Origin of the sequence: Photobacterium sp. SP02 (assembly GCF_038519165.1) — a bacterium.
GTDB classification, from domain to species: domain Bacteria; phylum Pseudomonadota; class Gammaproteobacteria; order Enterobacterales; family Vibrionaceae; genus Photobacterium; species Photobacterium halotolerans.
In genome coordinates this window covers 14,342-40,438 of sequence record NZ_JASJOJ010000040.1, presented here as the reverse complement: position 1 = coordinate 40,438, position 26,097 = coordinate 14,342, and the positions used below count along the sequence as shown (strand labels likewise).

The 26,097-nt window shown below is 55.6% G+C and carries 24 protein-coding genes, 1 tRNA gene, 1 rRNA gene and 1 riboswitch; of the genes, 20 read left to right on the top strand and 6 right to left on the bottom strand.

Going from position 1 to position 26,097, the window contains the following annotated elements; translation table 11 throughout:
• Positions 1-42 precede the first annotated feature (42 nt).
• Positions 43-158, top strand: a 5S ribosomal RNA gene (rrf, locus tag P0Y67_RS15900).
• A gap of 273 nt (positions 159-431) precedes the next feature.
• A tRNA-Trp gene (locus P0Y67_RS15895) sits at positions 432-508 on the top strand.
• Between the two features lie 226 nt (positions 509-734).
• Here P0Y67_RS15895 and crcB read toward each other — a convergent pair.
• Complete coding sequence (gene crcB / locus P0Y67_RS15890) at positions 735-1,118, bottom strand: fluoride efflux transporter CrcB (RefSeq protein ID WP_311568770.1); 384 nt, start codon at positions 1,116-1,118, stop codon at positions 735-737.
• A gap of 130 nt (positions 1,119-1,248) precedes the next feature.
• On the opposite strand from crcB, the gene P0Y67_RS15885 reads away from it, so the two are divergent.
• The 7 genes from P0Y67_RS15885 (at position 1,249) to thiH (ending at position 7,409) form a co-directional block, all read left to right on the top strand.
• Positions 1,249-1,689, top strand: a complete 441-nt coding sequence (locus P0Y67_RS15885) for a universal stress protein (RefSeq protein WP_342392655.1) — start codon at positions 1,249-1,251, stop codon at positions 1,687-1,689.
• Between the two features lie 60 nt (positions 1,690-1,749).
• Positions 1,750-1,847, top strand: a riboswitch (TPP riboswitch).
• Between the two features lie 125 nt (positions 1,848-1,972).
• On the top strand, positions 1,973-3,901 hold the full coding sequence (gene thiC, locus P0Y67_RS15880) for a phosphomethylpyrimidine synthase ThiC (protein ID WP_342392654.1): 1,929 nt from the start codon (positions 1,973-1,975) through the stop codon (positions 3,899-3,901).
• Positions 3,898-4,548 (top strand): thiamine phosphate synthase, encoded by a 651-nt coding sequence (gene thiE, locus P0Y67_RS15875; RefSeq protein ID WP_237795808.1) that lies wholly within the window; start codon positions 3,898-3,900, stop codon positions 4,546-4,548. Before thiC ends, thiE begins: the two co-directional genes overlap by 4 nt.
• Entirely contained in the window at positions 4,542-5,300 is a 759-nt protein-coding gene (locus P0Y67_RS15870) for a HesA/MoeB/ThiF family protein (RefSeq protein WP_237795806.1), read from the top strand. The genes thiE and P0Y67_RS15870 overlap by 7 nt, the downstream gene beginning before the upstream one ends.
• Complete coding sequence (thiS, locus tag P0Y67_RS15865; RefSeq protein ID WP_036758954.1) at positions 5,297-5,506, top strand: sulfur carrier protein ThiS; 210 nt, start codon at positions 5,297-5,299, stop codon at positions 5,504-5,506. The genes P0Y67_RS15870 and thiS overlap by 4 nt, the downstream gene beginning before the upstream one ends.
• Before the next feature lies 1 nt (position 5,507).
• Positions 5,508-6,278 (top strand): thiazole synthase, encoded by a 771-nt coding sequence (locus P0Y67_RS15860; protein ID WP_342392653.1) that lies wholly within the window; start codon positions 5,508-5,510, stop codon positions 6,276-6,278.
• Positions 6,279-6,287: 9 nt separating this feature from the next.
• On the top strand, positions 6,288-7,409 hold the full coding sequence (gene thiH, locus P0Y67_RS15855) for a 2-iminoacetate synthase ThiH (RefSeq protein WP_342392652.1): 1,122 nt from the start codon (positions 6,288-6,290) through the stop codon (positions 7,407-7,409).
• Positions 7,410-7,475: 66 nt separating this feature from the next.
• Here the strand turns inward: thiH and P0Y67_RS15850 are convergent, their stop codons facing one another.
• The 3 genes from P0Y67_RS15850 to P0Y67_RS15840 form a co-directional block, all read right to left on the bottom strand.
• A complete protein-coding gene (locus P0Y67_RS15850) occupies positions 7,476-8,411 on the bottom strand; it encodes a hypothetical protein (RefSeq protein ID WP_342392651.1) in 936 nt (311 codons plus the stop codon).
• 207 nt (positions 8,412-8,618) lie between these two features.
• A complete protein-coding gene (locus tag P0Y67_RS15845) occupies positions 8,619-10,406 on the bottom strand; it encodes an aminopeptidase P family protein (RefSeq protein ID WP_342392650.1) in 1,788 nt (595 codons plus the stop codon).
• A 123-nt stretch (positions 10,407-10,529) separates the two neighbouring features.
• Positions 10,530-11,489: a LysR substrate-binding domain-containing protein gene (locus P0Y67_RS15840; RefSeq protein ID WP_192017385.1), complete on the bottom strand. Its 960-nt coding sequence runs from the start codon at positions 11,487-11,489 to the stop codon at positions 10,530-10,532.
• A 122-nt stretch (positions 11,490-11,611) separates the two neighbouring features.
• Here P0Y67_RS15840 and P0Y67_RS15835 point away from each other — a divergent pair, with 122 nt between their 5' ends.
• Positions 11,612-12,814 (top strand): multidrug effflux MFS transporter, encoded by a 1,203-nt coding sequence (locus P0Y67_RS15835; protein WP_342392649.1) that lies wholly within the window; start codon positions 11,612-11,614, stop codon positions 12,812-12,814.
• 126 nt (positions 12,815-12,940) lie between these two features.
• Here P0Y67_RS15835 and P0Y67_RS15830 read toward each other — a convergent pair whose 3' ends face one another.
• Positions 12,941-13,846: a DMT family transporter gene (locus P0Y67_RS15830; RefSeq protein ID WP_342392648.1), complete on the bottom strand. Its 906-nt coding sequence runs from the start codon at positions 13,844-13,846 to the stop codon at positions 12,941-12,943.
• A 209-nt stretch (positions 13,847-14,055) separates the two neighbouring features.
• On the opposite strand from P0Y67_RS15830, the gene rmuC reads away from it, so the two are divergent.
• The 9 genes from rmuC to hemB all read left to right on the top strand — a co-directional run bounded on the left by rmuC (position 14,056) and on the right by hemB (position 22,181).
• Positions 14,056-15,579 carry a DNA recombination protein RmuC gene (gene rmuC / locus P0Y67_RS15825; RefSeq protein WP_446728847.1) on the top strand — a complete coding sequence of 508 codons (1,524 nt, stop codon included), beginning with the start codon at positions 14,056-14,058 and terminating at the stop codon, positions 15,577-15,579.
• Positions 15,580-15,626: 47 nt separating this feature from the next.
• The gene (gene ubiE / locus P0Y67_RS15820) at positions 15,627-16,379 is read left to right on the top strand and encodes a bifunctional demethylmenaquinone methyltransferase/2-methoxy-6-polyprenyl-1,4-benzoquinol methylase UbiE (RefSeq protein WP_342392646.1); all 753 of its coding nucleotides are present in this window, start codon (positions 15,627-15,629) and stop codon (positions 16,377-16,379) included.
• A 7-nt stretch (positions 16,380-16,386) separates the two neighbouring features.
• Positions 16,387-17,013 carry a ubiquinone biosynthesis accessory factor UbiJ gene (locus tag P0Y67_RS15815; RefSeq protein WP_342392645.1) on the top strand — a complete coding sequence of 209 codons (627 nt, stop codon included), beginning with the start codon at positions 16,387-16,389 and terminating at the stop codon, positions 17,011-17,013.
• Positions 17,014-17,019: 6 nt separating this feature from the next.
• A complete protein-coding gene (gene ubiB, locus P0Y67_RS15810; protein ID WP_342392644.1) occupies positions 17,020-18,657 on the top strand; it encodes a ubiquinone biosynthesis regulatory protein kinase UbiB in 1,638 nt (545 codons plus the stop codon).
• 56 nt (positions 18,658-18,713) lie between these two features.
• Positions 18,714-18,959 (top strand): Sec-independent protein translocase subunit TatA, encoded by a 246-nt coding sequence (gene tatA / locus P0Y67_RS15805; protein WP_027251474.1) that lies wholly within the window; start codon positions 18,714-18,716, stop codon positions 18,957-18,959.
• A 3-nt stretch (positions 18,960-18,962) separates the two neighbouring features.
• Positions 18,963-19,382, top strand: a complete 420-nt coding sequence (tatB, locus tag P0Y67_RS15800) for a Sec-independent protein translocase protein TatB (RefSeq protein ID WP_342392643.1) — start codon at positions 18,963-18,965, stop codon at positions 19,380-19,382.
• Positions 19,383-19,391: 9 nt separating this feature from the next.
• Positions 19,392-20,141, top strand: a complete 750-nt coding sequence (gene tatC, locus P0Y67_RS15795) for a Sec-independent protein translocase subunit TatC (RefSeq protein ID WP_046221825.1) — start codon at positions 19,392-19,394, stop codon at positions 20,139-20,141.
• A gap of 124 nt (positions 20,142-20,265) precedes the next feature.
• A complete protein-coding gene (gene tatD / locus P0Y67_RS15790) occupies positions 20,266-21,054 on the top strand; it encodes a 3'-5' ssDNA/RNA exonuclease TatD (RefSeq protein WP_342392656.1) in 789 nt (262 codons plus the stop codon).
• Between the two features lie 80 nt (positions 21,055-21,134).
• A complete protein-coding gene (hemB, locus tag P0Y67_RS15785; RefSeq protein WP_342392642.1) occupies positions 21,135-22,181 on the top strand; it encodes a porphobilinogen synthase in 1,047 nt (348 codons plus the stop codon).
• Between the two features lie 47 nt (positions 22,182-22,228).
• On the opposite strand, the gene asnC is transcribed toward hemB, so the two are convergent.
• Positions 22,229-22,690 (bottom strand): transcriptional regulator AsnC, encoded by a 462-nt coding sequence (gene asnC, locus P0Y67_RS15780; RefSeq protein WP_027251479.1) that lies wholly within the window; start codon positions 22,688-22,690, stop codon positions 22,229-22,231.
• Positions 22,691-22,805: 115 nt separating this feature from the next.
• Between asnC and P0Y67_RS15775 the strand changes: the two genes are divergently transcribed.
• Positions 22,806-25,949: an EAL domain-containing protein gene (locus P0Y67_RS15775; protein ID WP_342392641.1), complete on the top strand. Its 3,144-nt coding sequence runs from the start codon at positions 22,806-22,808 to the stop codon at positions 25,947-25,949.
• Positions 25,950-26,097: the final 148 nt, after the last annotated feature.

Here is a 26,097-nt window from a genome sequence, read left to right as displayed (position 1 = left end):
AATTGTGATTTATCGCCTGCGGGCGGTAGATGAAAGAATTTGCTTGGCGACCATAGCGTTGCGGACCCACCTGATCCCATGCCGAACTCAGACGTGAAACGCAGCAGCGCCGATGGTAGTGTGGGGTCTCCCCATGTGAGAGTAGGACATCGCCAGGCTCCCCATTAAGAAAAGGCCACCTTACGGGTGGCCTTTTTGCTTTTCAAGTATTCCCAGTGGCACTATCCGTAATGATAATACTATCTTTGTTGTTGGCTGTCTGTTAGAAGTCAGTGCTCAGTGTTTCTGCGGTAACAGGACAGATGTCAGCAAAGAAGGTAGGAACATTGAATCCATTGATGTTTTAATAAGCGATTGATAAAACTGTAAGTCATTTTAAGTCTCTAAGACTGGTAATTCTCGTTCAGCTGTATACAATACTTACCAATTCTAGGGGATTAGTTCAGCCCGGTAGAACGTCGGTCTCCAAAACCGAATGTCGGCGGTTCGAATCCGTCATCCCCTGCCAAATACAAAAGCCTCGTCTTCGGACGGGGCTTTGTTGTTTCTGAAGGTCAGCGCGATGCGCTGATGTCGGCGACTGGAACGCCAGCCCGGTCGATCCGTCATCCGCTGCCAGTTCTAAAGACCTCGTCATCAGGCGGGGTTTTTATGCCTCAATTTCACTCACAGGCATATGTTAGGGCTTGGAGTGAATCTCACTTCCGTTTAGACGCAATAGGCAATTCATCCGCTTATCCACGCTGAAGCAACTGAAATCCAACGAAGCAAGCAAATAAGCTCAGAGACAAGTTCAGCATAATATTTAAGCCAGCCTTGATATAGGCGCCTTGCTGGAGCAGTATCAGGTTATCCATCGAAAACGTGGAAAAAGTCGTTAAAGCGCCCAGCATGCCGATGCCAATCAATGGACGCCAAGGTGTCGCCTCTATCATACCTTGGTTAAGTGCCGAGCTCAGCATCCCCATAATCAATGAGCCGATGATGTTGACAGCCAGTGTCCCGTACGGGAACCCCTTGCCCAATAAAAGCACCGAAAGTTCAGCAATCAGGTAGCGTGAACAGGCGCCGACCGCCCCGCCAATGGCCACATAGCCCAGAATAATCAGTTGGTTCATAGAAAGCCCAGATGGTGACAGAATCATTACATGCTATGGTGAAAAGACAGGGTTAAAGCCTGATACCACAAAGCGACGTGCTTTTTCACATGAAGGTCTACATTGTGCACTAATCCTAGCAGGAGTAGAGATGCTTATGGGTATGTACCATACCATTTTACTGGCAATCAACCCGGATGATTTGAATGTAAAACAGTTGGTTGCAAAAGCAGGTGTGATTGCAGAGCAAAACAATGCGGATCTGCATCTGGCCTATGTGGAGCCTGGTGTAGGGAATGTCAGCTTTCTGGATATCGATTTACAGCTCGACGAGGCACATAATGAGCAGGAGCTGAAAAGAATGGCTCAGTTGTCTGATCTGGCAAAGCATTCACCACGTCCGGTTGCGGCTATCCATCTGGCCGATGGCGATGTTGCCAAGCATCTGATTGCGCTTGGAAAGGCGATTAAAGCCGATTTAGTGGTCACAGGTAACTACAAACCCGGAATGCATTGGCTGGGTGATATACGTTATGAGCTGGCGCAGCACCTGAAGTGTGATGTGCTGATCTGCCAGCAGAAAACGCTGTAGTGGTGTGGGGATGAAAAAGACGACTTGCTGAGCGGGTGATGCTTCCTTATACTCTTTGACTGAAACTTGTCGGAGTGCCAACTGGCTGAGACCGCATTGCGGGATCCGTTGAACCTGATCAGATTAGTATCTGCGAAGGGAACAAGAGAAAATCTTCTGCCTAGCTGTACCTTTAGCGTACTGCTGCTGTATCAGACGATGCGACACGCCCTACATGTGTCCGCCTCTTGTTTACGCGCCCATCCGTCAAGCAACTTCCCTAACTTTGAAAAAGGAAATTGCTATGTCGAGTCGCAAGCAAGCGAGACTGGAAGCGAAACAATTCATTGATTCACTCACCACCCAAGCCTATCCCAATTCACGTAAAGTCTATGTCACCGGCAGCCGGGATGATATCCGTGTCGGCATGCGTGAAATCGCTCAGGCCGATTCCCTGGTCGGCGGCGATAAAAACAATCCTATCTTTGAGCCTAATGAACCGATTCGCGTTTATGACACCTCAGGCTTTTATACCGATCCTGATCAATCCATTGATATCTATAGCGGGTTGCCGACACTGCGTGAAAGCTGGATCGAGGAGCGCGGCGATACCGAACTGCTGGATGAGCTGAGCTCCGCCTATACCAAAGAGCGTCTGGCCGACGACACACTTGAAGAGCTGCGTTTTGCCCACCGAGCCCGTGTACGCCGTGCTCAAGCTGGCCAATGTGTGACTCAGATGCACTATGCCCGGCAGGGCATTATCACCCCGGAAATGGAATATATTGCGATCCGGGAAAACATGGGCCGTGCTCAATACCGTGATGAGGTGCTAAACCAGCAGCATCCGGGACACAGCTTCGGTGCCAATCTGCCCAAAGATATCACAGCCGAGTTTGTGCGCCGGGAAGTGGCTGAAGGCCGCGCGATTATTCCGTCAAACATCAACCACCCGGAATCCGAGCCGATGATCATTGGCCGCAACTTCCTGGTGAAAGTGAATGCCAATATTGGTAACTCGGCCGTGAGCTCTTCAATCGAAGAAGAAGTGGAAAAACTGGTGTGGTCGACCCGCTGGGGCGGCGATACCGTGATGGATTTGTCGACGGGCCGAAATATTCATGAAACCCGCGAATGGATCATCCGCAACAGCCCGGTGCCCATCGGGACTGTCCCTATGTATCAGGCGCTGGAGAAGGTGAACGGTGTTGCCGAGAACCTGACCTGGGAAGTCTTCCGCGACACCTTGCTGGAGCAAGCCGAGCAGGGCGTCGACTATTTTACCATCCACGCCGGTGTGCTGCTGCGCTTTGTCCCTATGACCGCCAAGCGGGTAACCGGGATTGTTTCCCGCGGTGGTTCTATCATGGCGAAATGGTGCCTGGCGCACCACAAAGAAAGCTTTCTCTATGAGCATTTCCGCGAGATTTGCGAGATCTGTGCCCAATACGATATTTCCCTGTCGCTGGGTGACGGGTTGCGTCCCGGCTCGGTCGCTGATGCCAATGATGAAGCCCAGTTCAGTGAGCTGCGGACTTTAGGTGAACTGACCAAGGTAGCCTGGGAGTACGATGTCCAGGTGATGATTGAAGGCCCGGGACATGTCCCGATGCACCTGATCAAAGAGAACATGGATGAGCAGCTCAAGCACTGCCATGAAGCCCCTTTTTATACCTTAGGCCCGCTGACCACCGACATTGCTCCGGGCTATGATCACATTACCTCAGGTATAGGCGCGGCGATGATTGGCTGGTTTGGCTGCGCCATGCTGTGCTATGTCACGCCGAAAGAGCATTTAGGTCTGCCGAACAAAGACGATGTCAAAACCGGTCTGATCACCTACAAGCTGTGTGCCCACGCCGCTGATTTAGCCAAAGGCCATCCTGGCGCACAGGTGCGTGATAATGCCCTGTCTAAAGCCCGTTTCGAATTCCGCTGGGAAGATCAGTTCAATCTGGGGCTGGACCCGGATACCGCGCGCGCTTTCCATGATGAAACCTTGCCGCAGGAATCGGGCAAAGTGGCCCACTTCTGCTCTATGTGCGGACCGAAATTCTGTTCCATGAAGATCTCCCAGGAAGTGCGGGACTACGCTAAAGCGCAAGAAGATGCCCAGGTGATTCACATGCTCGATGATCCGCTGGAAGGTATGCGCCAGAAAGCGGAGGAATTTCGTGACAAGGGCAGCGAGCTCTACCACAAGGCTAAAACTCACGAGGAAGAACAGGCATGAGTGGTGTGATGCAACAGTCATTTCCTGTGATGGAGGGCGGCATCGGGCCGCTCTATCCTGTGGTTGATGATGTCCGCTGGATTGCCAGGTTGCTGCCGCTGGGGGTGAAATCCGTTCAGCTGCGGATCAAAGATCCGGCCCATCCTGAGCTGGAAGCGCAGATTATTGAAGCGATTCGTCTGGGCCGGGAGCACAACGCCCAGGTGTTTATTAACGACTACTGGCAGCTGGCGCTCAGGCACGGTGCTTATGGTGTGCATCTGGGACAGGAAGATCTGGCTATCGCGGATCTCGATGCGTTGCGTCAGGCGAATATCCGTCTGGGGGTATCGACCCGAACGGCGGCTGAGTTGCAACGCGGTCTGGCCCTGGCACCCAGCTATGTGGCGATCGGCCATATTTTCCCGACCCCGACCAAAGACATGCCAACCCCGCCGCAGGGGATCGCCCAGTTAAAAGAGCACCTGGACACTGTGGCCGGCCGTTACCCGACTGTTGCCATTGGCGGTATTGATCTCAGCAATGTTGCGGATGTCTGGCAGACCGGGGTGTCCTGTGTCGCTGTAGTGCGCGCCGTGACAGCCGCTGCGGATCTTGAGCAGGCACTGGCGGGATTTGCCGACAAGCTGGTGAGGGAGCCATGCTGACAGACGAGTCTTTTTTGCGCTATCAGCGTCAGGTGCAGCTACCGGAAATCGGTGAGCAGGGCCAGCAGGCCCTGCAACAGGCCAGAGTACTGATTATCGGCGCTGGCGGGCTTGGCGCCCCGGCGGCCTTATATCTGGCGGCGGCGGGGGTTGGCAGCCTGGTGATTGCCGATGGCGACCGTGTCGAGCGTTCCAACCTGCAGCGCCAGATTATCTACCGTGATGATAATCAGGGTGAGAGCAAAGCGCAGGCCGCCGTGGCGCAGGTCAAAGCGCTCAATCCGCTGATCCGTGCCCGCGCAGTGACGGCCAGGCTGGCCAAGCTGCAACTGGCGATGGAAATCAGCCTGGCGGACGTGGTGCTGGATTGCACCGATAACTTTGCCAGTCGTCATGCCATTAATCAGGCCTGCTTCGAACACGAAAAACGGCTGATTTCGGCGGCAGCGATACGCTGGCAGGGGCAACTGATGAGCTTTGATTTTCGCGCACAGCAGGGGCCTTGCTACCACTGCTTATTTCCTGAAGCGGAAATGCAAGCGCCGCAAAGTTGCAGTGAGACAGGTATTGCCGGGCCAGTCGTCGGCATTATGGGAACCTTTCAGGCGCTGCAGGCGGTGAAAGCTATCACCGACAGCGGTGATCTCTGTGTCCGCCAGTTCCGCCAGTTCGACGGCCTCAGCCTGCAATGGCAGCAGTTTACCTTGCCAGCCAACCCTCAATGTCCTGTATGCAGTAAGGAATCTTTATGACCACGATAACCGTTCTGGTGAACGACAAAGCCATGCAGCTGGCGGCGCAAAGCTCGCTGCAACAGCTGCTGGAGCAGCTGGCGATGCCGCTGGATGCGACGGCCGTTGCGCTCAATCAAGCCATTTTGGGCCGCGAGTTCTGGGCCGATCAGCGACTCAATGACGGCGATGAAATCGCCTTGTTTCAAGCCATAGCAGGAGGCTGACATGCTGACCATTGCCGATAAAACCTTTTCATCCCGACTTTTCACCGGTACGGGAAAATATGCCGGCCGGGACATAATGGCACAGTCAATTCTAGCATCCTGCTCTGAGCTGGTGACCATGGCACTGAAACGGGTGGATATTGATAACCGGGATGACGACATTCTTGCCCCGCTGCGCGAAGCAGGGGTCAACCTGCTGCCTAATACCTCGGGGGCCAAGAATGCCAAAGAAGCGATCTTTGCCGCGCAGCTGGCCCGCGAAGCGCTGGGCACCAACTGGCTGAAACTGGAAATCCATCCAGACCCGAAATACCTGATGCCGGATCCGATTGAAACGCTGGCGGCAGCCGAAGCGCTGGTCAAACAAGGCTTCATTGTGCTGCCCTACTGCCATGCCGATCCTGTGTTATGTAAACGGCTGGAGGAAGTGGGCTGTGCCGCTGTGATGCCGCTGGGCGCCCCGATAGGTTCAAATAAAGGGCTGGCATCGCGGGATTTTCTCGACATCATTATCGATCAGGCCCGGGTGCCTGTGATTGTGGATGCCGGGATCGGCGCCCCGTCACATGCGGCTGAAGCCATGGAGCGGGGGGCTGATGCTGTGCTGGTCAATACGGCGATTGCGGCAGCGGCGGATCCGGTTGCGATGGGGCTGGCCTTTAAACTGGCAGTGGAGAGCGGTCGGATGGCGTACGAAGCCGGCCTGGCCGGTAAAGTCAGCCATGCCGTGGCGTCCAGCCCGTTAACTGCGTTTTTAGACGCCAGCGCGTAAGGAGACGCCATGAGTTATGTGGATGTATGGCGGCAGCTGGACTGGGATGATGTCCGGATGTCTATCTACAGTAAAACAGCTGCAGATGTCGAGCGGGCACTCAGTAGACGAAAGCGCGATCTGGAAGATTTCAAAGCACTGATTTCGCCTGCGGCAGAGCCGTATCTTGAGCAGATGGCGCAGCAGTCGGCCGTACTGACGCGGCAGCGTTTTGGCCGGACCATCGGGTTTTATGTCCCTTTGTACCTGTCGAACCTCTGTGCCAACAGCTGCACCTATTGCGGCTTTACCATGGAAAACAAGATCAAGCGGCGGACGTTAAATCTTGACGAGATTGAGCGGGAATGTGCGGCGATCAAGGCACTAAACTTCGATAATGTGCTGTTGGTCACCGGTGAGCATGAGCGCAAGGTCGGCATGGCCTATTTCCGCGAATGTGTGCCGGCGATTAAACGCCACTTCAGTTATCTGTCGATGGAAGTGCAGCCGCTGGATCAGCACGAGTATGCTGAGCTGAAAACCCTGGGGCTGGATGCGGTCATGGTGTATCAGGAAACTTACAGTGCTCCGACGTACGCCAAGCATCATCTGCGCGGCAATAAAATGGATTTTGAATACAGGTTGGCAACGCCGGATCGGCTGGCACGCGCCGGGATCGACAAAATCGGTATTGGTGCCCTGATTGGCCTGGAAGAGTGGCGCACAGATTGCTTTTTTACCGCCAGTCATCTGGATTATCTCGAACGCACTTACTGGCAGAGCCGTTATTCGATTTCCTTCCCGCGCCTGCGGCCCTGCACGGGTGGCCTGGAGCCGAAATCAGTGATGAGCGACCGCCAGCTGGTGCAGCTGATTTGTGCTTACCGGCTGTTTAATCCTGAAGTCGAGCTGTCGATGTCGACCCGGGAATCGCCGCATTTTCGCGATAATGTGTTGCCATTAGGGATCACCAGCATGTCGGCGGGCTCCAAAACCCAGCCTGGCGGCTATGCCGATGATGAGCCTGAGCTGGAGCAGTTTGCGATCAGTGATGAACGTGCCGTAGCTGAGGTTGCTGATGCGGTGAAGCAACACGGTTTTGAGGTGGTGTGGAAAGACTGGCATCACGCGTATTCCGGACTGCCGCTGTAAGTCGGTACTCGGGTTTATGTTGATAACAAAATCAGGCTGATGGATTCATCAGCCTGATTTTTTGATTTATTCGGTAAAGACCGCATTGACTTTGGCGTCATAGCGGGCGGTGATACCGGACGAGTAATGACGGGCCGTCAGCTCCACTTTCAGCGTCTGGACTTCAACTGGCTGATCAAAAAAGACCGACAAATTGCCGGAGGGATATTTCAGGTAAGTGGGGTAAATCCGTTCATTGTTTTCGTTGTAGAAGAAGGCCACGACAGACTGATTCCGCGCATTGGCTGTGGTATCGACCATCAGTTCCAGCGACTTCACTTTTTTATTGTTGTAAGGCGTGATTTCCAGCCATTTGGTCACAGGCGTGCCGAAACCGGCATAGATTGAGGTGCCTGCCGCCAGCGTCTCATCAAAATCGATCACCGGATCGTGATCCGGGAAGCTGGTGGCGTCGTTGGGTTTGCTGTTACCGAAATATTCCTGCATCAGAGTAAAACCGTCACCATCATAGTCGGTATAGGCATCCAGCCCGACAACCTCATAGGTTTTTTTCCACCAGGTAGGCAGGCGATCATTGTCTATGCTGCTGCTTTCGCCAAAGTTAAAGCGGAAGTTACCGTCAAAGCGCTGGCTCGGCTTGCTGAAATCGGCGTTATAGAGGGAGATAACGGCGCGGTAACCATTCTGGTAATACTCATTGGGTGTATCAAAATGTATTTCGCCCCAGCCCGGACGACAGTCCAGATAATGCAGTCGCTGGCTGGCGGCATTGTAAATACTGATTGTACAGTCCATGGCGTTGGGTTGGTTGTTATCAAAACCCAGCGTGACCAGATGGCGTCGGTCAGCAGGCGGCAGGGAAAAGTTAACGGTAAAGTTGACACGCTGGCCTTTGCTTAAGGTCTGGCTGACCGATTTGGTATAGCTTTCCAGGTGCGGGTTAGTATTGGCGAAGGCGGCAAAAGATAAGCAGCCTAACGCATAGAGAACATATTTTTTCATAGCATAACCTTATGAATTCTAGTGAGTATAATTTCATCGGGGATGCTAACGGCATTATTATGTTGTGAAAACAATCAATAGTGGTGGTTGTTACTAGTGTTCTGGCTTTTATGTGTTTGATTAACTGAAGTGTGAGCCTGACAGTGATAAAAAAGCCCGGCGCACAGATGGCCGGGCTGAGAGTGTGAAGATCAATAGATTTCAGTGTTAACGGCTGAGCGGCGCCGTGGCTTGCTGCAGCCAGCTCAGATCCTCACCCTGCAGTGATGGGCTGATCACCTCGAACACGGTTTGATGGTAACGGTTCAGCCAGTTGAGTTCTGTCTCGGTCAGCAGGCTGAGATCCACCAGGCGGCGGTCAATCGGGGCACGGGTCAGCGACTCGAAGCCCAGCACTGTCATGTCACCCTCGGTTGCCACTTCCACCACCAGTTCCAGGTTTTCGATGCGAATACCAAATGCATCGGCGCGGTAATAGCCCGGTTCGTTGGACAGTACCATGCCCGGCAGCAGTGCGGTTGGATTCGGTGCTTTTGAAATACGCTGCGGCCCTTCATGCACATTGAGGAAATGGCCGACACCGTGGCCTGTGCCGTGGTCGAAATCAAAACCATGGGCCCACAAATGCTGACGTGCCAGCGCATCAAGCTGAGAGCCTGTCGTGCCACGGGGAAAACGGGCGGTTGCCAGCGCGATATGGCCTTTCAGCACCAGGGTAAAAGTCTGCTTCACTTCGGCATCCGGCTCACCAATGGCGATGGTGCGGGTGATATCTGTGGTGCCGTCCGGGTACTGGCCGCCTGAATCGACCAGGTAGACATTGTCCATTTGCAGGACACCCGGCTCAGGCTGGTTGTTGTGGTTGTAGTGACACATGGCCGCGTTGCCGCCAGCTGCGGAAATGGTGTCAAAGCTGACATCCGTGCAGCTTGGGTCTTGAATGCGGAACTGCCACAGCTGATCGGCCAGTGTCGCTTCGTCCAGCAGGTTGCCGGCCGCTACCTGACGGTCGACCCAGGCCAGGAATTTGGACACGGCAACACCATCGCGGATGTGACTGGCTTTCATGCCGGCCACTTCAGTGGCGTTTTTCGCCGCTTTTGGCAGCATGCAGGGATCGGCACCTTCAATGATGACCGCGCCAGCGTCACGCAGTGTCTGTCCGGACCAGGCATTGCTGGTGGCCGGATCAAGCAGCACCCGCTTGCCGCTCAGGGCTGCCAGGCTATTTTTCAGGGTTTCCGGGGCCTGAACGCGAACGCCTTCGCCGACATGCGCCGCAAACTCAGCAGGCAGGCGGGCTTGATCGATAAAGAAATCGACGCTGGCGTCCTGGTGCAGAATTGCCGCTGACAGCAGTACCGGCAGGCAGTGCACATCGCTGCCGCGCACGTTGAGCAGCCAGGCGATGCTGTCGAGCTGGGTCAGCAGTACGGCATCGGCTTTTTGTTTCTGCAGGCTGGCCGCAATTTGAGCACGCTTCTCGCTGCTGCTCTGGCCGACATAATCCAGGCCCATCAGGCGGGCATCTGACAAGGTCGGGGCCGGACGGTCGTGCCACAGGTCGTCGATCGGGTTGTTGCTGATCAGCACCAGCTGCTGATCTTTGTCGAGATGTTGCTGGACGCGTGTCAGCCAGGCGCCGCTGTGCAGCCGGGGATCAACCGCGATTTTACTGCCGGCCGGCAAATGCGCTTGCACCCAGTGCATCGGGGGCTCTTCAATCAGATGACGGTATTCAAACACATCGCCCGGCACTTGCTTGCGAACCTGAACCACATAGCGGCCATCGACGAACATGGCCGCTTTGTCACGGCCGATCACCGCCGCGCCGGCCGAGCCGGTAAAACCGGTGGCCCACAGCAGGCGCTCGTTGTGTTCGGGAATGTATTCACCCAGGTATTCGTCTTCATGCGGGATCACCAGGGCGTCAAGCTGTTCCGCTTCCAGCCACTGGCGAATCTGTGCCACGCGTTGTGAGATCACTGATTGCATCAGTCTATATTCCTTTCTGTTGTTGTCATCCGAATGGGGATGCTCTAAACCTGCCCCTTGGTCACCCTGACGGCAGCAGCAGGCCGATCCGGTAACGGTAGCGCTTTTAAAGTGAGGCTGCAATTATCGACTGGACAATTCGCGGCACCCGTTAATGATTATCTGCCGTAACCAGCAATGGCCAGGATCATTCTCTTGATGCTGCGGCCAGAACAGGGTGTAGGCCATTGCCGGCAGCGGGGTCGGCAGCGGCAGTACCACCAGATTGAGCTGAGCGGCGACATAGTCGGCAAAATGGCTCGGCGCCGTAAAAATCAGATCCGTATGGGTACACAAGCTGGCGGCACTATTAAAGTCTGGCACATACATGGCGATGTCGCGCTGCAGGCCTTGTTCTGCCAGCTTGTAGTCCAGCAGCCAGCGGTCATCGCGGCCGCAGCGCACCTGGATATGGCGCTGCAGCAGATAATTGGCCTGAGTCCATTCGCCCTGCTCAACCAGCGCCAGCACAGGGTGGCCGGGGCGGACGATACAGCGCTGAGTATCGCGGTGAAGCTCCTGAAAAATGATCCCTTTGGGCGGCATCAGGGTGAGCTGGGCGTCGTGCGGATTGAGATCCTTGCCGGTAATGCCGAAGTCGATTTCCCCGCGCAGCATCTTGTCGAAGGTGTCCGGCTCCCAGGCGTGGGTATCGAGCAGTATGTTGGGGCCCTGACTGAAGATTTCGCCGAGAAAACGCGGCATTAACAGCGGATAGGCACTCTCTACCAGCGACATTTTGAAGTGGCGGTGGCTGTTTTGCGGCACAAACTCAGTCGGCTCGGTCAGGTTTTCAATATCCTGAAGCAGTTTTTCCAGCACCGGTTGCAGCACTTTGGCGCGCGGGGTAGGCAGCAGGCCGTGGGCACTGCGGACAAACAGCGCATCATCGAACTGCTCACGCAGCCGGGCCAGACTTTTGCTCACCGCCGACTGGCTGAGAAACAAACGCTGGGCTGCCCGGGTCACGCTGCATTCCTGCAGCAGGACATGGAGGCAGACCAGCAGGTTGAGATCGAGGCGGGCTAATTTATCAACAGTCATAATTCGTCCGTTAGGTGAGCAGTGATATTCCAGTATGGAATTTTAGTAGTGAATATAAACCATTTTGATTCATATCACTAAGGCCTTAGACTGGCGCCGTCTTCTGATAGGAAACCGAGTGAATGAAGCCTGAAACGACAACGTCTCATCGCCGTATTGTGGCGTTAATGGTCCTGCTGGTGCTGTTCAGCCCGCTGGCCATCGATATTTATCTGCCTGCTTTGCCAGCGATGGCTGACAGCTTTGCCGTCGACCCGACTCTGGTGCAGGATACCGTCACCTGGTTCATGTTCAGTTTAGGACTGGGACAGGTTTTTGCCGGCCCGCTGGCAGACCGTTTCGGCCGTCGCCCGATTGCGCTGGCCGGTGTCACTGTCTACGCTTTCAGCTCGGCACTGGCGTATACCGCCCAGTCGCTGGATATCATGCTGCTTGCGCGCTTTTTGCAGGGCTTCGGTGCCTGCGCCACTTCTGTGGCCGCGTTTGCGGCGGCCCGCGACAGCTTCGGCCCTGAGCGCAGCGGCCGGATGATCAGCTATCTGAACGGGGCGATTTGTTTTATTCCGGCTCTGGCACCTTTACTGGGCTCCTGGCTGACCCATGAGTTTGGCTGGCGGGCGAACTTCAGCTTTATGGCCGGTTTTGCGCTGGTGGCAGGTGGGCTGCTGAGTGTGTTTTTCCGCGAAACCCGTCCGGCGGAGACCTTTGTCAGCGGCGCGATGTTCAGCCCGGCACGGTATTTTTCAGTTCTGCGCGAGCCGGTTTTTGTCTTCCATGCCTCTATGTCTATGCTGGCAATGGCGGTGATTCTGGCCTATGTGACCTCTGCGCCAATGTGGCTGATGGTGCATCTGGGTCTGGATATGGGTCAGTTTACGGCCTGGTTTGGTGTCAATGCGGTGCTGAACATTATCGCCTGCATGGTGGCGCCGAAATGCATGGATAAGATGGGCAGCCGCCGCACCCTGATGTCGGGGCTGGCGATGCTGGTGATCTCTGGCGTGATGATGCTGGCACTGAAAGATATCGCCGCGGCGTGGGCCTTTATGGTGCCCATCTTTATGAGCTCATTTGGTTTTGCCTTCGTGCTCGGTTCGGCGGCCGGTAAAGCGCTAGCGCCATTCGGTGACAGAGCAGGCACCGCAGCGGCGATGCTGGGTCTGTTCCAGATGAGCGGTGCCGGCCTGATGGTCAGCCTGACTCAGCGGATGGAGCTGTCCCCGCCGTTATTGCTGACCTTTCAGATGCTGATGCTGCTGCCCGGACTGTTGATTTTGTTATCGCGTAAAGGCCGCCAGTGGCATCCGGCGCCGGCGCAGGATTAAGCAACAGCCTGCGATTTTTTCGCTCATAACTAGACGCCGCAAAGGCGCCGGGTCTCGACAACCCTTTGAACTCTCGCTTGGCCTGTCACTGCTGTGACAGGCTTTTTTTCGTTTGCAGATAAGGGATCAGCACGAAGCGCTGGCGTCGTTGGCTTTGGCTTTGCCCCGCCATTGCTGGATCAGCAGGCCCATGATGATCATGACCAGCCCGACCAGGGTCGCCGGATGAATGGTTTCACCGATAATGGTCGCCAGCAGGATCAGCGAGATAAAAGGCGACAGGAAGATCAGGTTGCTCAGTTTGGCGGTATTGCGGGTCAGTTTCATGGCATTGAGCCAGAGCACAAAGGTGATCCCCATTTCAAACAGCCCGACATAACTGACCGCCAGCCAGCCTTGCCACGGAATGGGCTGCCAGCCGCCCATGTACAGGCTCAGACCGACGGAAAAAGGCAGCGACAGCACGAAACCCAGCAACACACTGACCACGGGATCGGCCTGGTTTTTGGTGTTGATAATCCAGAACAGCGCCCACAATAAGGTGGACACCAGCGCCAGTGCCACCCCCAGCGGGCTGTCGAACTGCAAGGCCATGATGTCGCCTTTGGTGGCAATCACCACCACACCCAGATAGCCAAACACACAGGCGACCCAGTCCTGCGGGCGAATTTTCTGGCCGAGAAACAGGGCGGCCATCAGCGTCAGTGTGATGGCCCAGCTGTAGTTGAGCGGCTGGGCCTGAGAGGCCGGCAGCAAGTCATAGGCTTTGAACAGCACCAGATAATAGATACAGGGATTGATCAGCCCGAGCATCAGGTAGTACAGCGGGCGGGCGCGCAGGGTTGGCAGCAGCTGGTTCAGTCTGCCCTGATAACCGGCGATGGCGAACAAGGCTAGGGCTGATACCGCACTGGCCGCCGCCACCATCTGGATCGGCGAAAAATAATCCAGGGTGATCTTGAAGGCGGTGGCGACGGTTGACCATAAGAGCACGGCGGCGAGGCCGAACCCGATCGCTTTCTTTTCCTGCATACTGCGGCTTCCTGCTGCTGGTGTCAGTGTGACTGGCAGGGTGAACCGCTGCCCGTCATAAAGGGGCCAGTTTATGCCATTTGTGCTTACTCAGCCAGCCTGAAATTCGGTATCAGCATGCCTTAATTGATGACAATATCTGGACATTTATCCAGTATCTTTTTAGCCTTATTGTATAAATACAAAAGCATGCAGGAAACAGATTGATGATGGGTGAATGGCTCAGTGATAACGGCCAGTGGCTGGCGGCGGCGATTGCCGGTGCGACGATCGCCGGCGGTGCCACGGCCCTGTGGTTTCAGGGACGTTTACGGCAGCAGGCGGCGATCTGGCAGCAGCAGCTGGATACCGAAACCCGGCTGGCCCGGCAGCAGGAGCAGCAACTGCGCCACGATCTGCAAGAGCAGCAGCAGGAGCTCGACAGCCTGGATGTCGAGCGCGATCGCCTCAGCAATGAACTGCGGCAGATGCACGCCCGGCTGGCGGCGGCGGTAGAAAAGCTGCGTTACCTGGAAACCTTGCGGCAGGAAAACCTGAAACTGACCGAGCGCCTGGAGACAACCCGGCAGGCGGAATCCGGCCTGGCTGCCGATTTGCGTGAGCTGCAAACCCGTTACCGTGAAGAGCAAAAGGCCGCGCAGGAAAAAATCGTCCTGTTGGAAAATGCCGAGAACCGGCTGCAGCAGCAGTTTGAGAGCCTGGCCAACCGGCTGTTCGAACAAAAAAGCCGCAGCGTGGACGCGCAGAACAAGCTGAGTCTGGATGGCCTGCTCAGTCCGCTCAAAGAGCAGCTGGAAGGTTTTCGCAAGCAGATCAACGACAGTTTCAGCAATGAGGCCAGAGAGCGGCATACCCTGGTCCATGAAATCAACAGTCTCAAGCAGCTCAATGAGCAGATGGCCCGTGAGGCCGTCAACCTGACCCAGGCGCTGAAAGGCGATAACAAAGCGCAGGGCAACTGGGGCGAAGTGGTGCTGGCCCGGGTGCTGAGTGAGTCCGGTCTGCGGGAAGGCCATGAATATCACACTCAGGTGAACCTGGAAGATAACAGCGGCAAGCGCTATCAGCCGGATGTGGTGGTACACCTGCCGCAGGAGAAAGACGTGGTGGTCGATGCCAAAATGTCGCTGGTCGCCTATGAGCGCTATTTTCATGCCCAAAGCCAGGAGGAGCGCGACAAAGCCCTCAGCGAGCATCTGGTCTCGCTGCGCAGCCATATCCGCGGCCTGAGCCGCAAAGATTACCATCAGCTGGACGGCGTTCGCTGCCTGGATTACGTGCTGATGTTTATCCCGGTGGAGCCGGCGTTCCAGGCGGCCGTCGAAGCCGATCCTGCGCTTATCCGCGATGCCATGGACAGCAATATTATGCTGGTCAGCCCGACCACATTGCTGGTGGCTTTGCGCACCATCAATAACTTGTGGCGCAATGAAAGGCAAAATCAGAATGCCAAACAGATAGCGGAACGGGCCGGCAAGCTGTACGACAAGCTGCGGCTGTTTGTCGCCGACATGGACAATGTCGGCACGGCGCTGGAGAAAGCCAGCCAGAGCTATCAGGGCGCAATGAACAAGCTGGCGACCGGACGGGGCAATATCATCCGCCAGGCCGAAAGCTTCAAGCAGCTGGGCGTTGAGGTGAAACGGGATTTGCCCCCGGCACTGACCGAGCAGGCACAGCGTGACAGTGATACTGCCCACAGGCTGGCCGAGACGGTGAATGACACACCTTAGCGCTTCAAGTAAACTACGGCAATTAGATGAGAATTGATGGAACGAGCATGACTGAACCCACACAAACCACTGATTTTGGTTACCGTAAGGTCGCTAAAGATGAGAAAGCGCAGCTGGTCGCGGAAGTGTTTCACTCGGTAGCGGACAAATACGATCTGATGAACGACCTGATGTCTATGGGTATCCATCGTATCTGGAAGCGTTTCACTGTGGACTGCAGCGGCGTACGCCGGGGTCAGCGGGTGCTGGATCTGGGTGGCGGTACCGGCGACTTGACGGCCAAGTTCTCGCGCATGGTCGGTGAAGACGGTCAGGTGGTGCTGGCGGACATCAATAATTCTATGCTCAAAGTGGGCCGCAGCAAACTGCGCGATCGCGGTATCGTCGGCAACGTGGCCTATGTGCAGGCCAACGCCGAAGAGCTGCCGTTCCCGGATAACTACTTTGACTGCATTACCATCAGTTTCTGTCTGCGCAACGTGACCGACAAAGACAAAGCACTGCGTTCCATGTTCCGCGTGCTCAAGCCTGGCGGCCGCCTGCTGGTGCTGGAATTCTCCAAGCCAGTGATAGAGCCGCTGTCAAAAATTTATGACGCCTATTCGTTCCACATCTTGCCGCGCGTGGGTGAAATGGTGGTGGGGGATGCGGACAGCTATCGCTATCTGGCCGAATCTATCCGTATGCACCCGGATCAGGTCACACTGGAAGGGATGATGCAGGAAGCCGGTTTCGAGCAAACCAGCTTCCATAACCTGACGGGCGGCATTGTTGCCCTGCACCGTGGTTATAAATTCTGAGGTCCGGATGCCAGTTGATGCTTTAGTCACCGGAGTGGTGGAAACCGCCCTGAATGCTTTGCTGAAAGATGAAGAGGCCAGCCAGCGCCGTCTGGCGCGTCTGCGTGGCAAAGTGATCAGCGTGCAGATTAACGATTTTGGCAAGCAGCTGTTCTTTGTGTTCAGTCAGCAAATTGACGTGCTGGCCGCCTATGAAGGCGAGGCGGACTGCCGCCTGGCCCTGAGCCTGGCCGCGCTGCCTGAGCTGCGTGAGCAGGCCAACCTCACCCAGCTGATCAAAGCCGACAAACTGGCCCTGGAAGGGGATATTCAGCTGGCCCAGCAGTTTTCCGCACTGCTCAGCGGCCTCAAGCCGGATGTGGCGGAACGCTTGTCTCGCTACAGCGGGGATGTGGTTGCCCATACCGTTGTGAGCGGTGCCCGGCATAAGCTGGCAGGACTGCAGCATCTGCTGGGTGAACGCCGCCGCGATCTGGGCGAAATCGTCACTGAAGAATGGCGGCTGGCCCCGCCGGCGCTGGAAATTGCCCATTTTGCCGACCAGGTTGACGAAGCCGCCTCACAGCTGGCCCGTCTCGAAGCCCGGATTCACAAGCTGGCTGAACGGCTGGCGCAACCCACTAGCCCGTCCTGATAGCCCATGAGCCGTTTTTCTGAAATTAAGCGCCTATACCAGATTACTGCCGTCCAGCTGCGCTACGGGCTGGACGATTTATTGCCGGACGATCCGCGTACCCGGCTGCCGAAACTGATGCGCAAGAGCCTGTTCTGGATCCGTAACCAGCATCCGGACAAACCTTTGGGTGAGCGCCTGCGACTGGCGTTGCAAACGCTGGGGCCGGTGTGGGTGAAGTTCGGTCAGATGATGTCGACCCGACGTGACCTGTTTCCGCCGCACATTGCTGATCAGCTGGCGTTGCTGCAAGACAGGGTGGCCCCTTTTGACGGTGCCCTGGCCCGAAAGCAGATTGAAAAATCGTTAGGCGGGCCGCTGGATACCTGGTTTGCCGATTTCGACCAGACGCCGCTGGCCTCGGCATCCATTGCTCAGGTCCACACTGCTACACTGAAAGAGAACGGTCGGGAAGTGGTGCTCAAGGTGATCCGCCCGGACATCCTGCCTGTGATTCAGGCCGACATCAAACTCATGTACCGTATGGCCCGTTTGCTGTCTCGCTTTATGCCCGAAGCGCGTCGCCTGCGACCGGTGGAAGTGATCCGGGAATATGAAAAAACCTTGCTCGATGAGTTAGATCTGATGCGCGAAGCGGCCAATGCCATTCAGCTAAGACGCAACTTCGACGGCAGCGATTCACTCTATGTTCCTGAAGTCTTTACCGATTATTCGCACAGTAATCTTCTTGTCATGGAACGCATCTATGGTATCCAGGTTTCTGATGTCGAGGCGCTGAAAGCCAACGGCACAGACATGAAGCTGCTGTCGGAAAAAGCCGTGAATGTGTTCTTCACTCAGGTCTTTCGTGACAGTTTCTTTCATGCGGATATGCATCCGGGCAATATTTTTGTGTCGCACAAGAACCCGGTTGATCCGCAGTGGATTGCGCTGGATTTTGGTATCGTAGGTACCCTGAACCGGGACGATAAGCGCTATCTGGCCGAAAACCTGCTGGCGTTTTTTAACCGGGATTACCGCAAAGTGGCTGAGCTGCACGTGGATTCAGGCTGGGTGCCGCCCGATACCAATGTCGACGAATTTGAATTTGCGATCCGTACCGTGTGCGAGCCGATTTTCGAGAAACCGCTGGCAGATATCTCCTTTGGCCACGTGCTGCTGAACCTGTTCAATACGGCACGGCGCTTTAATATGGAAGTTCAGCCTCAGCTGGTGCTGCTGCAGAAAACCCTGCTGTATGTTGAAGGGTTAGGAAGGCAGTTGTATCCGCAGCTGGATCTCTGGGATACCGCCAAGCCGTTTCTGGAAGACTGGATGTCGCGTCAGGTCGGGCCGCAGGCCATTATTGGTGCGGTGCGGGACAAGGCGCCTTTCTGGGCCGAGAAATTACCGGAATTACCGGAACTTCTTTATGACAGTTTGCGCCAGGGCAAGGTGATGAATCAGCGGATTGATAAACTGTACGACAATTTCATGACCAGCCGTCGTCAGCAAGCCCAGGCCAGGTTCTGTTTTGGGGTTGGGGCGACGCTGATTATATGCTCTGCCATACTTTTTAGTAATCAGGTGGATGTTTATCCGGTCGTATCGGCCACAGCTGGTGCGATGTGCTGGCTGTTTGGCTGGCGGGCTTACACAAAATAACGGCTGTGCTGCTGTGTGGCACTGCGTTTTATGAATCTTATTGAGGAAAGGTAAACATGGGTGGAATCAGTATCTGGCAACTCTTAATCGTTGCCCTGATCATCGTCTTATTATTCGGTACCAAGAAGTTACGCTCAATGGGCGGTGACTTAGGATCGGCAGTCAAAGGCTTTAAAAAAGCCCTGAGTGACGACGACGAAGCGAAAAATAAGGCCGATGCCGATTTTGAGCAAAAATCGCTGGCGGATAAAAAAGAGGCCGCTGAGCCACAGAAAAACCCGAAAGATAAAGAGCAGGTTTAACGCGTGTTTGATATCGGGTTCTGGGAGCTGATATTAATTGCCATCGTCGGTCTGGTCGTGCTTGGACCGGAGCGGCTGCCTGTGGCGATACGTTCAGTCTCGCAGTGGGTCAATGCGGCCAGAAACATGGCCAGTGCGGTGAAGACTGAGCTGTCTCAGGAGCTGAAAATTCACGAACTGCAGCAGGACTTGAAAAAGGCCGAGCAGGCGGGCATGAAAGATCTGTCTCCGGAGCTGCAAAGGTCAGTCGACGAGCTGAAAGAGGCCGCGGCATCGGTGCAGCGCCCTTACGCCAAGGCGGAACCTGAGTCTGAGCCTCAGATCACGCCTGAAGGCACGGCGCCAGATCATCGTCCGCCGGCTGATCCTCATCAGGATGACCCGGTACAGCCGCATCCAACTTCATCGCAAAAACAGGATTAATTACGCCTCATGTCGAGTGTGGAAGACACCCAGCCCTTGTTCAGCCATCTGCTGGAACTGCGTAACCGGCTGCTCCGTTCTATCCTGAGTGTCCTGGTGGTATTTCTCTGCCTGGTGTGGTTTGCCAATGACATTTACAGTCTGCTGGCGGCCCCGCTGGTGGAGAGACTGCCGGAAGGCACCAGCATGATTGCCACCGATGTGGCCTCGCCTTTCTTTACGCCGATCAAGCTGACGCTGGTTGCCTCTGTGTTTCTGGCCGTGCCTCTGATCCTGTATCAAATCTGGGCCTTTGTCGCCCCGGGTTTGTACAAGCACGAACGCCGGCTGGTGATGCCGCTGCTGTTTTCCAGCTCGCTGCTGTTCTATTGCGGCGTGGCCTTTGCGTATTTTGTGGTATTCCCGCTGGTGTTCGGCTTCTTTACCAGCATTGCCCCGGAAGGGGTGCAGGTGGCGACCGATATCGCCAGTTACCTGGACTTTGTCCTGGCGCTGTTCCTGGCGTTTGGTATCGCCTTTGAAATTCCGGTCGCCATTATTCTGCTGTGCTGGACCGGCGCGACCGATCCGCAGAGCCTGCGCCAGAAGCGGCCCTATATCATAGTGGCGGCGTTTGTGGTGGGTATGTTGCTGACCCCGCCGGACATTATTTCTCAGACCTTGCTGGCGATTCCTATGTGCCTGCTGTTTGAGGTCGGCTTGTTCTTCTCGCGCTTCTATATTCGCGCCAATGAGCAGGCGCCGTCCGAAGAAGATTAAGTCGCTTTTTGCTGACTGATTGCTGAAAAACAGCCGCCCGGTGCGGCTGTTTTTGTTTCCGCGGTTGTTCTTTGTCACCGCCCGGTGTGTAAAATGGGGTTCTTTTTCAGCGGATAGCACAGTGATGATAGATATTGGCGTCAACCTGACCAACAGCCGTTTTGATAAAGACAGGGAAGCGGTCATCGCCCGCTCGCAGCAGGCCGGTGTCAAAGCCCTGATCCTGACCGGCACCAGTGAGGATGAAAGCCGGCAGGCGCTGGCGATGGCGCATCAGTGGCCGGGCTACTGCTTCAGTACCGCTGGCGTGCACCCGCACGATGCCAAATCGGTGTCGGACTTCTCTCTCCCCGCGATTCGCGAACTGGCGGCTGACCCGGCTGTGGTCGCGGTGGGCGAATGCGGTCTGGATTTCAACCGTGATTTTTCACCCCGTCCGCAGCAGGAAGCGGTTTTTGAGGCGCAGCTGGCACTGGCAGCGGAGCTGCAAAAGCCGGTGTTCATGCACTGCCGGGATGCCCATGAGCGCTTTCTGGCGATACTCAAACCCTGGCGCGATAAGCTGCCGGCGGCGGTGCTGCATTGCTTTACCGGCAGCGAGCAAGAGCTGAAAGACTGCCTGGCGCTGGATCTGCACATTGGCATCACCGGCTGGATCTGCGACGAGCGCCGGGGCACCGAGTTGCGCAATATCGTGCGGCATATTCCGGACAACCGGCTGATGATAGAAACGGACTGCCCTTATCTGCTGCCGCGCGATCTGCGGCCCAAACCCAAGTCCAGCCGCAATGAACCGGCGTATTTGCCCCATATCGCACAGGCGGTGGCAGCGTGCCGGCAACAGTCGGCCGCGGATCTGATGGCGGCGGTATCAGCGACCAGCCGGGCATTTTTTCAGATCGAGCCAGCGTAAACCTTTGTTCGATGATAATATGAAACGCAACTGTGATTGACTGCGGTACCCGTTGCCGCATAACCAACAAGGAGTGAGCAGTGTCTGTATCTATTCAGGGGGCATTTCCGGCCCGTCGTATGCGCCGTGTGCGCAAGCAAGATTTCAGCCGCCGACTGACGGCAGAGAATCAGATTTCAGTGAACGACCTGATCTATCCCATGTTTATCCTGCTGGGTAAAAACCGCCGCGAGCCGGTGGAATCCATGCCGGGTGTGGAGCGTCTGTCAATTGATCTGATGCTGCTGGAAGCTGAGTACCTGTCCAAGCTGGGTGTACCGGCCATTGCCTTGTTCCCTGTGGTGTCGCAGGACTTCAAGAGTGTGTGCGCCGCCGAGGCCTATAACCCTGAAGGCTTGGTACAGCGCGCCGTGCGTCTGCTCAAAGAGCATGTGCCTCAGATGGGAGTGATCACGGATGTGGCGCTGGACCCCTTCACCACCCACGGTCAGGACGGCATCATTGATGACAACGGCTATGTGATCAACGATGAAACGACGGAAGTGCTGGTCAAGCAGGCCTTGTCGCATGCGGATGCCGGTGCGGACGTGGTGGCACCGTCTGACATGATGGATGGCCGTATCGGCGCCATCCGCGAAGCGTTAGAAGAAGCCGGCTTTATCCATACCCAGATCATGGCGTATTCGGCCAAGTATGCGTCTAACTATTACGGCCCGTTCCGTGATGCGGTCGGCTCGGCGAGCAACCTCAAAGGCGGCGATAAGAAAACCTACCAGATGGATCCGGCCAACACAGACGAAGCCCTGCACGAAGTGGCAATGGATGTGCAGGAAGGGGCGGACATGGTGATGGTCAAACCGGGGATGCCGTATCTGGATGTGGTGCGCCGGGTGAAGACAGAGCTGCAGGTGCCGACGTTTGCCTATCAGGTCTCAGGGGAGTATGCCATGCACATGGCGGCGATCCAGAATGGCTGGCTGAAAGAAAAAGACACCGTGATGGAATCTCTGCTGTGCTTCAAGCGTGCCGGTGCCGACGGTATTCTGACTTACTTTGCCAAGTCGGTGGCCGAATGGCTGGCGGCGGAAGCGGCAGAACGTCAGGCCAGTGTGGCCGACAGGAAATAAACGCCTCAGAAAAGCGAGCCCGGGCTCGCTTTTTTCTTACCTGATGATCAGGGCTTAACGTTGCGATTGATCGGGTTTTGCAGTGAGATCAGGGTTTCCGTCGATTGCACTTCATCAATGGCCTGGAGCTTGTCGATGAGCACATACTGCAGTTCTTCAATCGAGCGGCACATCAGCTTGACGAATATGTTGTATGCCCCTGTGGTGTAATAGGCTTCCACCACTTCGTCGAGTTCATTGAGTTTTGCCAGAGCGGAATGATAATCTCTGGCCGCATTCAAATTGATACCAATAAAGCAACAGACGTCATATCCCAGAAGCTTAGGGTTGATAATCACTTCAGTTCCAGTAATGATGTTGGCGGCGCGCATTTTTTCGACACGGACATGGACGGTGGCCGGGCTGACATTGAAGCGCTTGGCCATTTCGGCATAGGGGATCCGGGCATCGTGCATCAGGGCATTCAGAATATCTCGGTCTAAATCATCAAGACGAGGTAGCGGGGTCATGGCATCTTTCCGTGGTAGTTCGCAACTACTGCATCATATACTGGCTTGACTCATGACGCACGGATTAGGATTGGCTCTCAATCACAGCATCAATAAAGGATATCACTGTCTCTTCATGCGCTTAGTTCTCTTGCTACTGGTACTTCTCCTACCCAGATTGGCGCTGGCTGAAGCTAATGTGCTGGTGATTCATTCCTATCATCAAGGTATGCAATGGACGGATGCCCAGCAGGCCGGGCTGGAAGCCGCCCTGCGTTCTGAATCGGTGCACCTCCAGGTCGATTATATGGACAGCAAGCGCTACCAGTCGCCCTGGTATCTGGATCAGCTGGTGGATGTATACCGTGCCAAACTCAGCAGTGAAAAGTTCGATGCCATCCTGGTAACCGACGATAACGCCTTGTGGCTGGTCAATCAGCTGTCTGATGAAATCGGCCCGACGCCTGTGCTGATGTCGGGCATCAATGCCTACAAACCCGCCAAGCATGCCAACCTGACCCGAGTAGGTGGCGTACTGGAAGCCAATGAAATTTCGGCCAATATTCATTTAATCCAGACTATTCAGCCCGATGTCCGGCAGTATTACTTTATTACCGATCACACCGCAACCGGCCGTGAGCTCTGGCAGGATGCCCAGCGCTATCTCAGCCAGCATCCCGAATTGGATTACACCTATCTCAGTCCGCAGTCGTTTGCCGACTTGTTCGAGGTGGTCGGCCAGCTACCGCCTTATTCTGCGATTGTTTTCCTCAGCTATTTTGTCGATGGTAACGGCGTGTATATGTCGAGCCGTGAGCTGATGCAGACCCTGACCCGCAAGGCCAGCGTCCCTGTGTATGTGTCTTACCGCTTTCTGCTGGAGGACGGCGCGCTGGGTGGGGTGGTCAGCCGTGGTTACGATCAGGGCATGATACTGGGGCAGTTGTTAAAGCAGGTGCTGCACGATACGGAGACGCAATATCCAGTGTTTCTCAACAGTCCCCGCCAGGCGATGTTTAATTACCCGGCCTTGCAACGCTGGAATGTCCCTGTGGACAAGGAGCAGGTGCTCTTGGTGAACCGGCCGCTGAGCTGGTTTGACAAGTACGCCGGCCAGGTCAGGCTGTTCAGCCTGGTGCTGGCGGTGATGCTCTCGGTGATCCTGCTGCTGATTGTGATTATCCGGCGCCTGCGCCGCAGTGAGAGAAAGCTGACCCAGAGCCGGACAATGTTCGAAGGGGTGTTTGATCAGAGTTTCCAGTTCATTGCCATCTTACACCCGAGCGGTCAGTTGCAATCGGCCAACCTGGCGCTGCAGGATTTGCTCGGCCGCTCAGTGATCAAATATGACCGCCCATTCTGGGACTGGGGTTGCTGGGAGCGCACCAGCACAGAGCAGCTAAAACAGTCCTTCCTGTCGGCGACCCGCAGCCAGCTGGTGAGATTTGAAACCGGCATCAACAGCAGTGAAGACGGCACGCGGATCCTGGATATTTCCATCAAACCCCTGCCCCACACTGACGGTGTCGAGGGGCAGTTACTGCTTGAAGCCCGGGATGTCACTTCCCGCCATCATATGGAAGAAAAACTGCGGGAGCGGGAAATCAGCTACCGCCTGCTCTATGAACAGCAGCCTGTGATCTTGCTGGCGATCAATCAGCACGGCCGCATTCAGTCTGTGAATCAGTTTGCCACCGAGTTACTGGGCTACAGCAAGCGGGAAATGCTGGGCCATAAAGTCACCGATTTTTACCTGGACGATGAAGAGATCCCTCAGCATTTTATCTCGGCCCATCAGGGCAAAGATGACCAGAACGTCTGGCGGCGCCAGCTGCGCTATACCAGTGCCAGCGGCAAAGCGGTCTGGATTCGGGAAACCATACGATCTTCCCTGTCTCAGCATCAGCTGCTGCTGGTCGGCGAAGACATTACCAGTACCCGCGAGCTGGAAGCCAAACTGGAATACCAGGCAAACCATGACTACCTGACCAGTCTGTTCAACCGCAGCTATTTCGAGCGCCAGCTCGAGGTGTCGTTATCCGAAGCCAGAGACAAAGGCGCCCGCCATGCCATGCTCTATCTGGATCTCGATCAGTTTAAAGTTATCAATGATACGGCAGGCCATGAAGCCGGCGATGAAGCGCTCAAGCAAGTGGCCTGGCTGCTGCGGGGGATCATGCCGCATAAGGCGACGCTGGCGCGGCTGGGCGGCGATGAATTTGCCATTATTCTCAGCCACTGTGAAGTGGAAGGGGCGCTGCGTCTGGGCGCAGAAATCCTGCATCTGCTGGAAGAAAGCGAGTTCTACTGGCAGAACACCCGTTTCAGCCTGAGTGCCTCTATCGGCATCCGGTTGATTGATAATACCGCCGGCTCTCCTCAGCAGGTGCATGCCCAGGCCGATACGGCGTGTTATGCCGCCAAAGATGAAGGCCGCAACCGCCTGCATTTGTACCGTCCGGATGATGAAGAATTGCAACGGCGCGAGCGGGAAATGGCGTACGTCAACCATATCCGGCGTGCGCTTGATGAACAGCGGTTTGAGCTCTATGCCCAGGCGATTGCACCGCTGGCAACCGCGTCCACCGGCCATCACTATGAAATTCTGATCCGGATGCGCAGCAGCGACGGGGCAATGATACCGCCCGGGCTGTTCATGCCCGCGGCTGAACGCTACAACCTGGCGCACCTGATCGATCGGTATGTGGTTAACGCGGTTCTCCTGTGGCTGGAAGCCCACCCGGAAGCGGTTGCGCCGCTCAAGCTGTGCTCTGTTAACCTGTCCGGGCAGTCGATGGGCAATCCTGATTTTGTCGATTTTCTGCTGACGCGTATTAGCCAATCCAGTGTACCGGCCAGCAAGCTGTGTCTGGAAATTACCGAAACCGCCGCAATAGGCAATATGAGTGAAGCCATTGAGTTATTCACTCAGTTGAAAACGCTGGGGTGCCTGATTTCGCTGGATGATTTTGGCGCCGGTCTGTCCTCCTTTGGTTACCTGAAACGCCTGCCCGTTGATCTGATCAAAATTGACGGTATGTTCGTCCGTGACATTGCCGATGATGAAGTCGATTTTGCCATGGTGACAGCCATTAACGATCTGGCCAAGAAAATGGGTAAGCAGACAGTCGCTGAGTTTGTTGAAAATGAAGCCATTTTGCGGCGTCTGGAGCAGCTGGGCGTGGATTATGCGCAGGGCTACCAATTTGGTAAACCTATGCCTCTGGCTCAGCTGGTCGAGAGTTTAAACCTTGCCCCAGCAACAGAGGCGATCCTGTAAATCCGCCTTGAGAGCTGGCATAGCGTGTTCAGGGGGCGGCCACTTTACCTGCCGCCTGGTTGCCGCTTGTCTTCCTTATCAAAAAGTAGACCAATAACCGATCCCTATTGGGTATAATCCGCCACAATATATGGATTCCTGTCTGCCG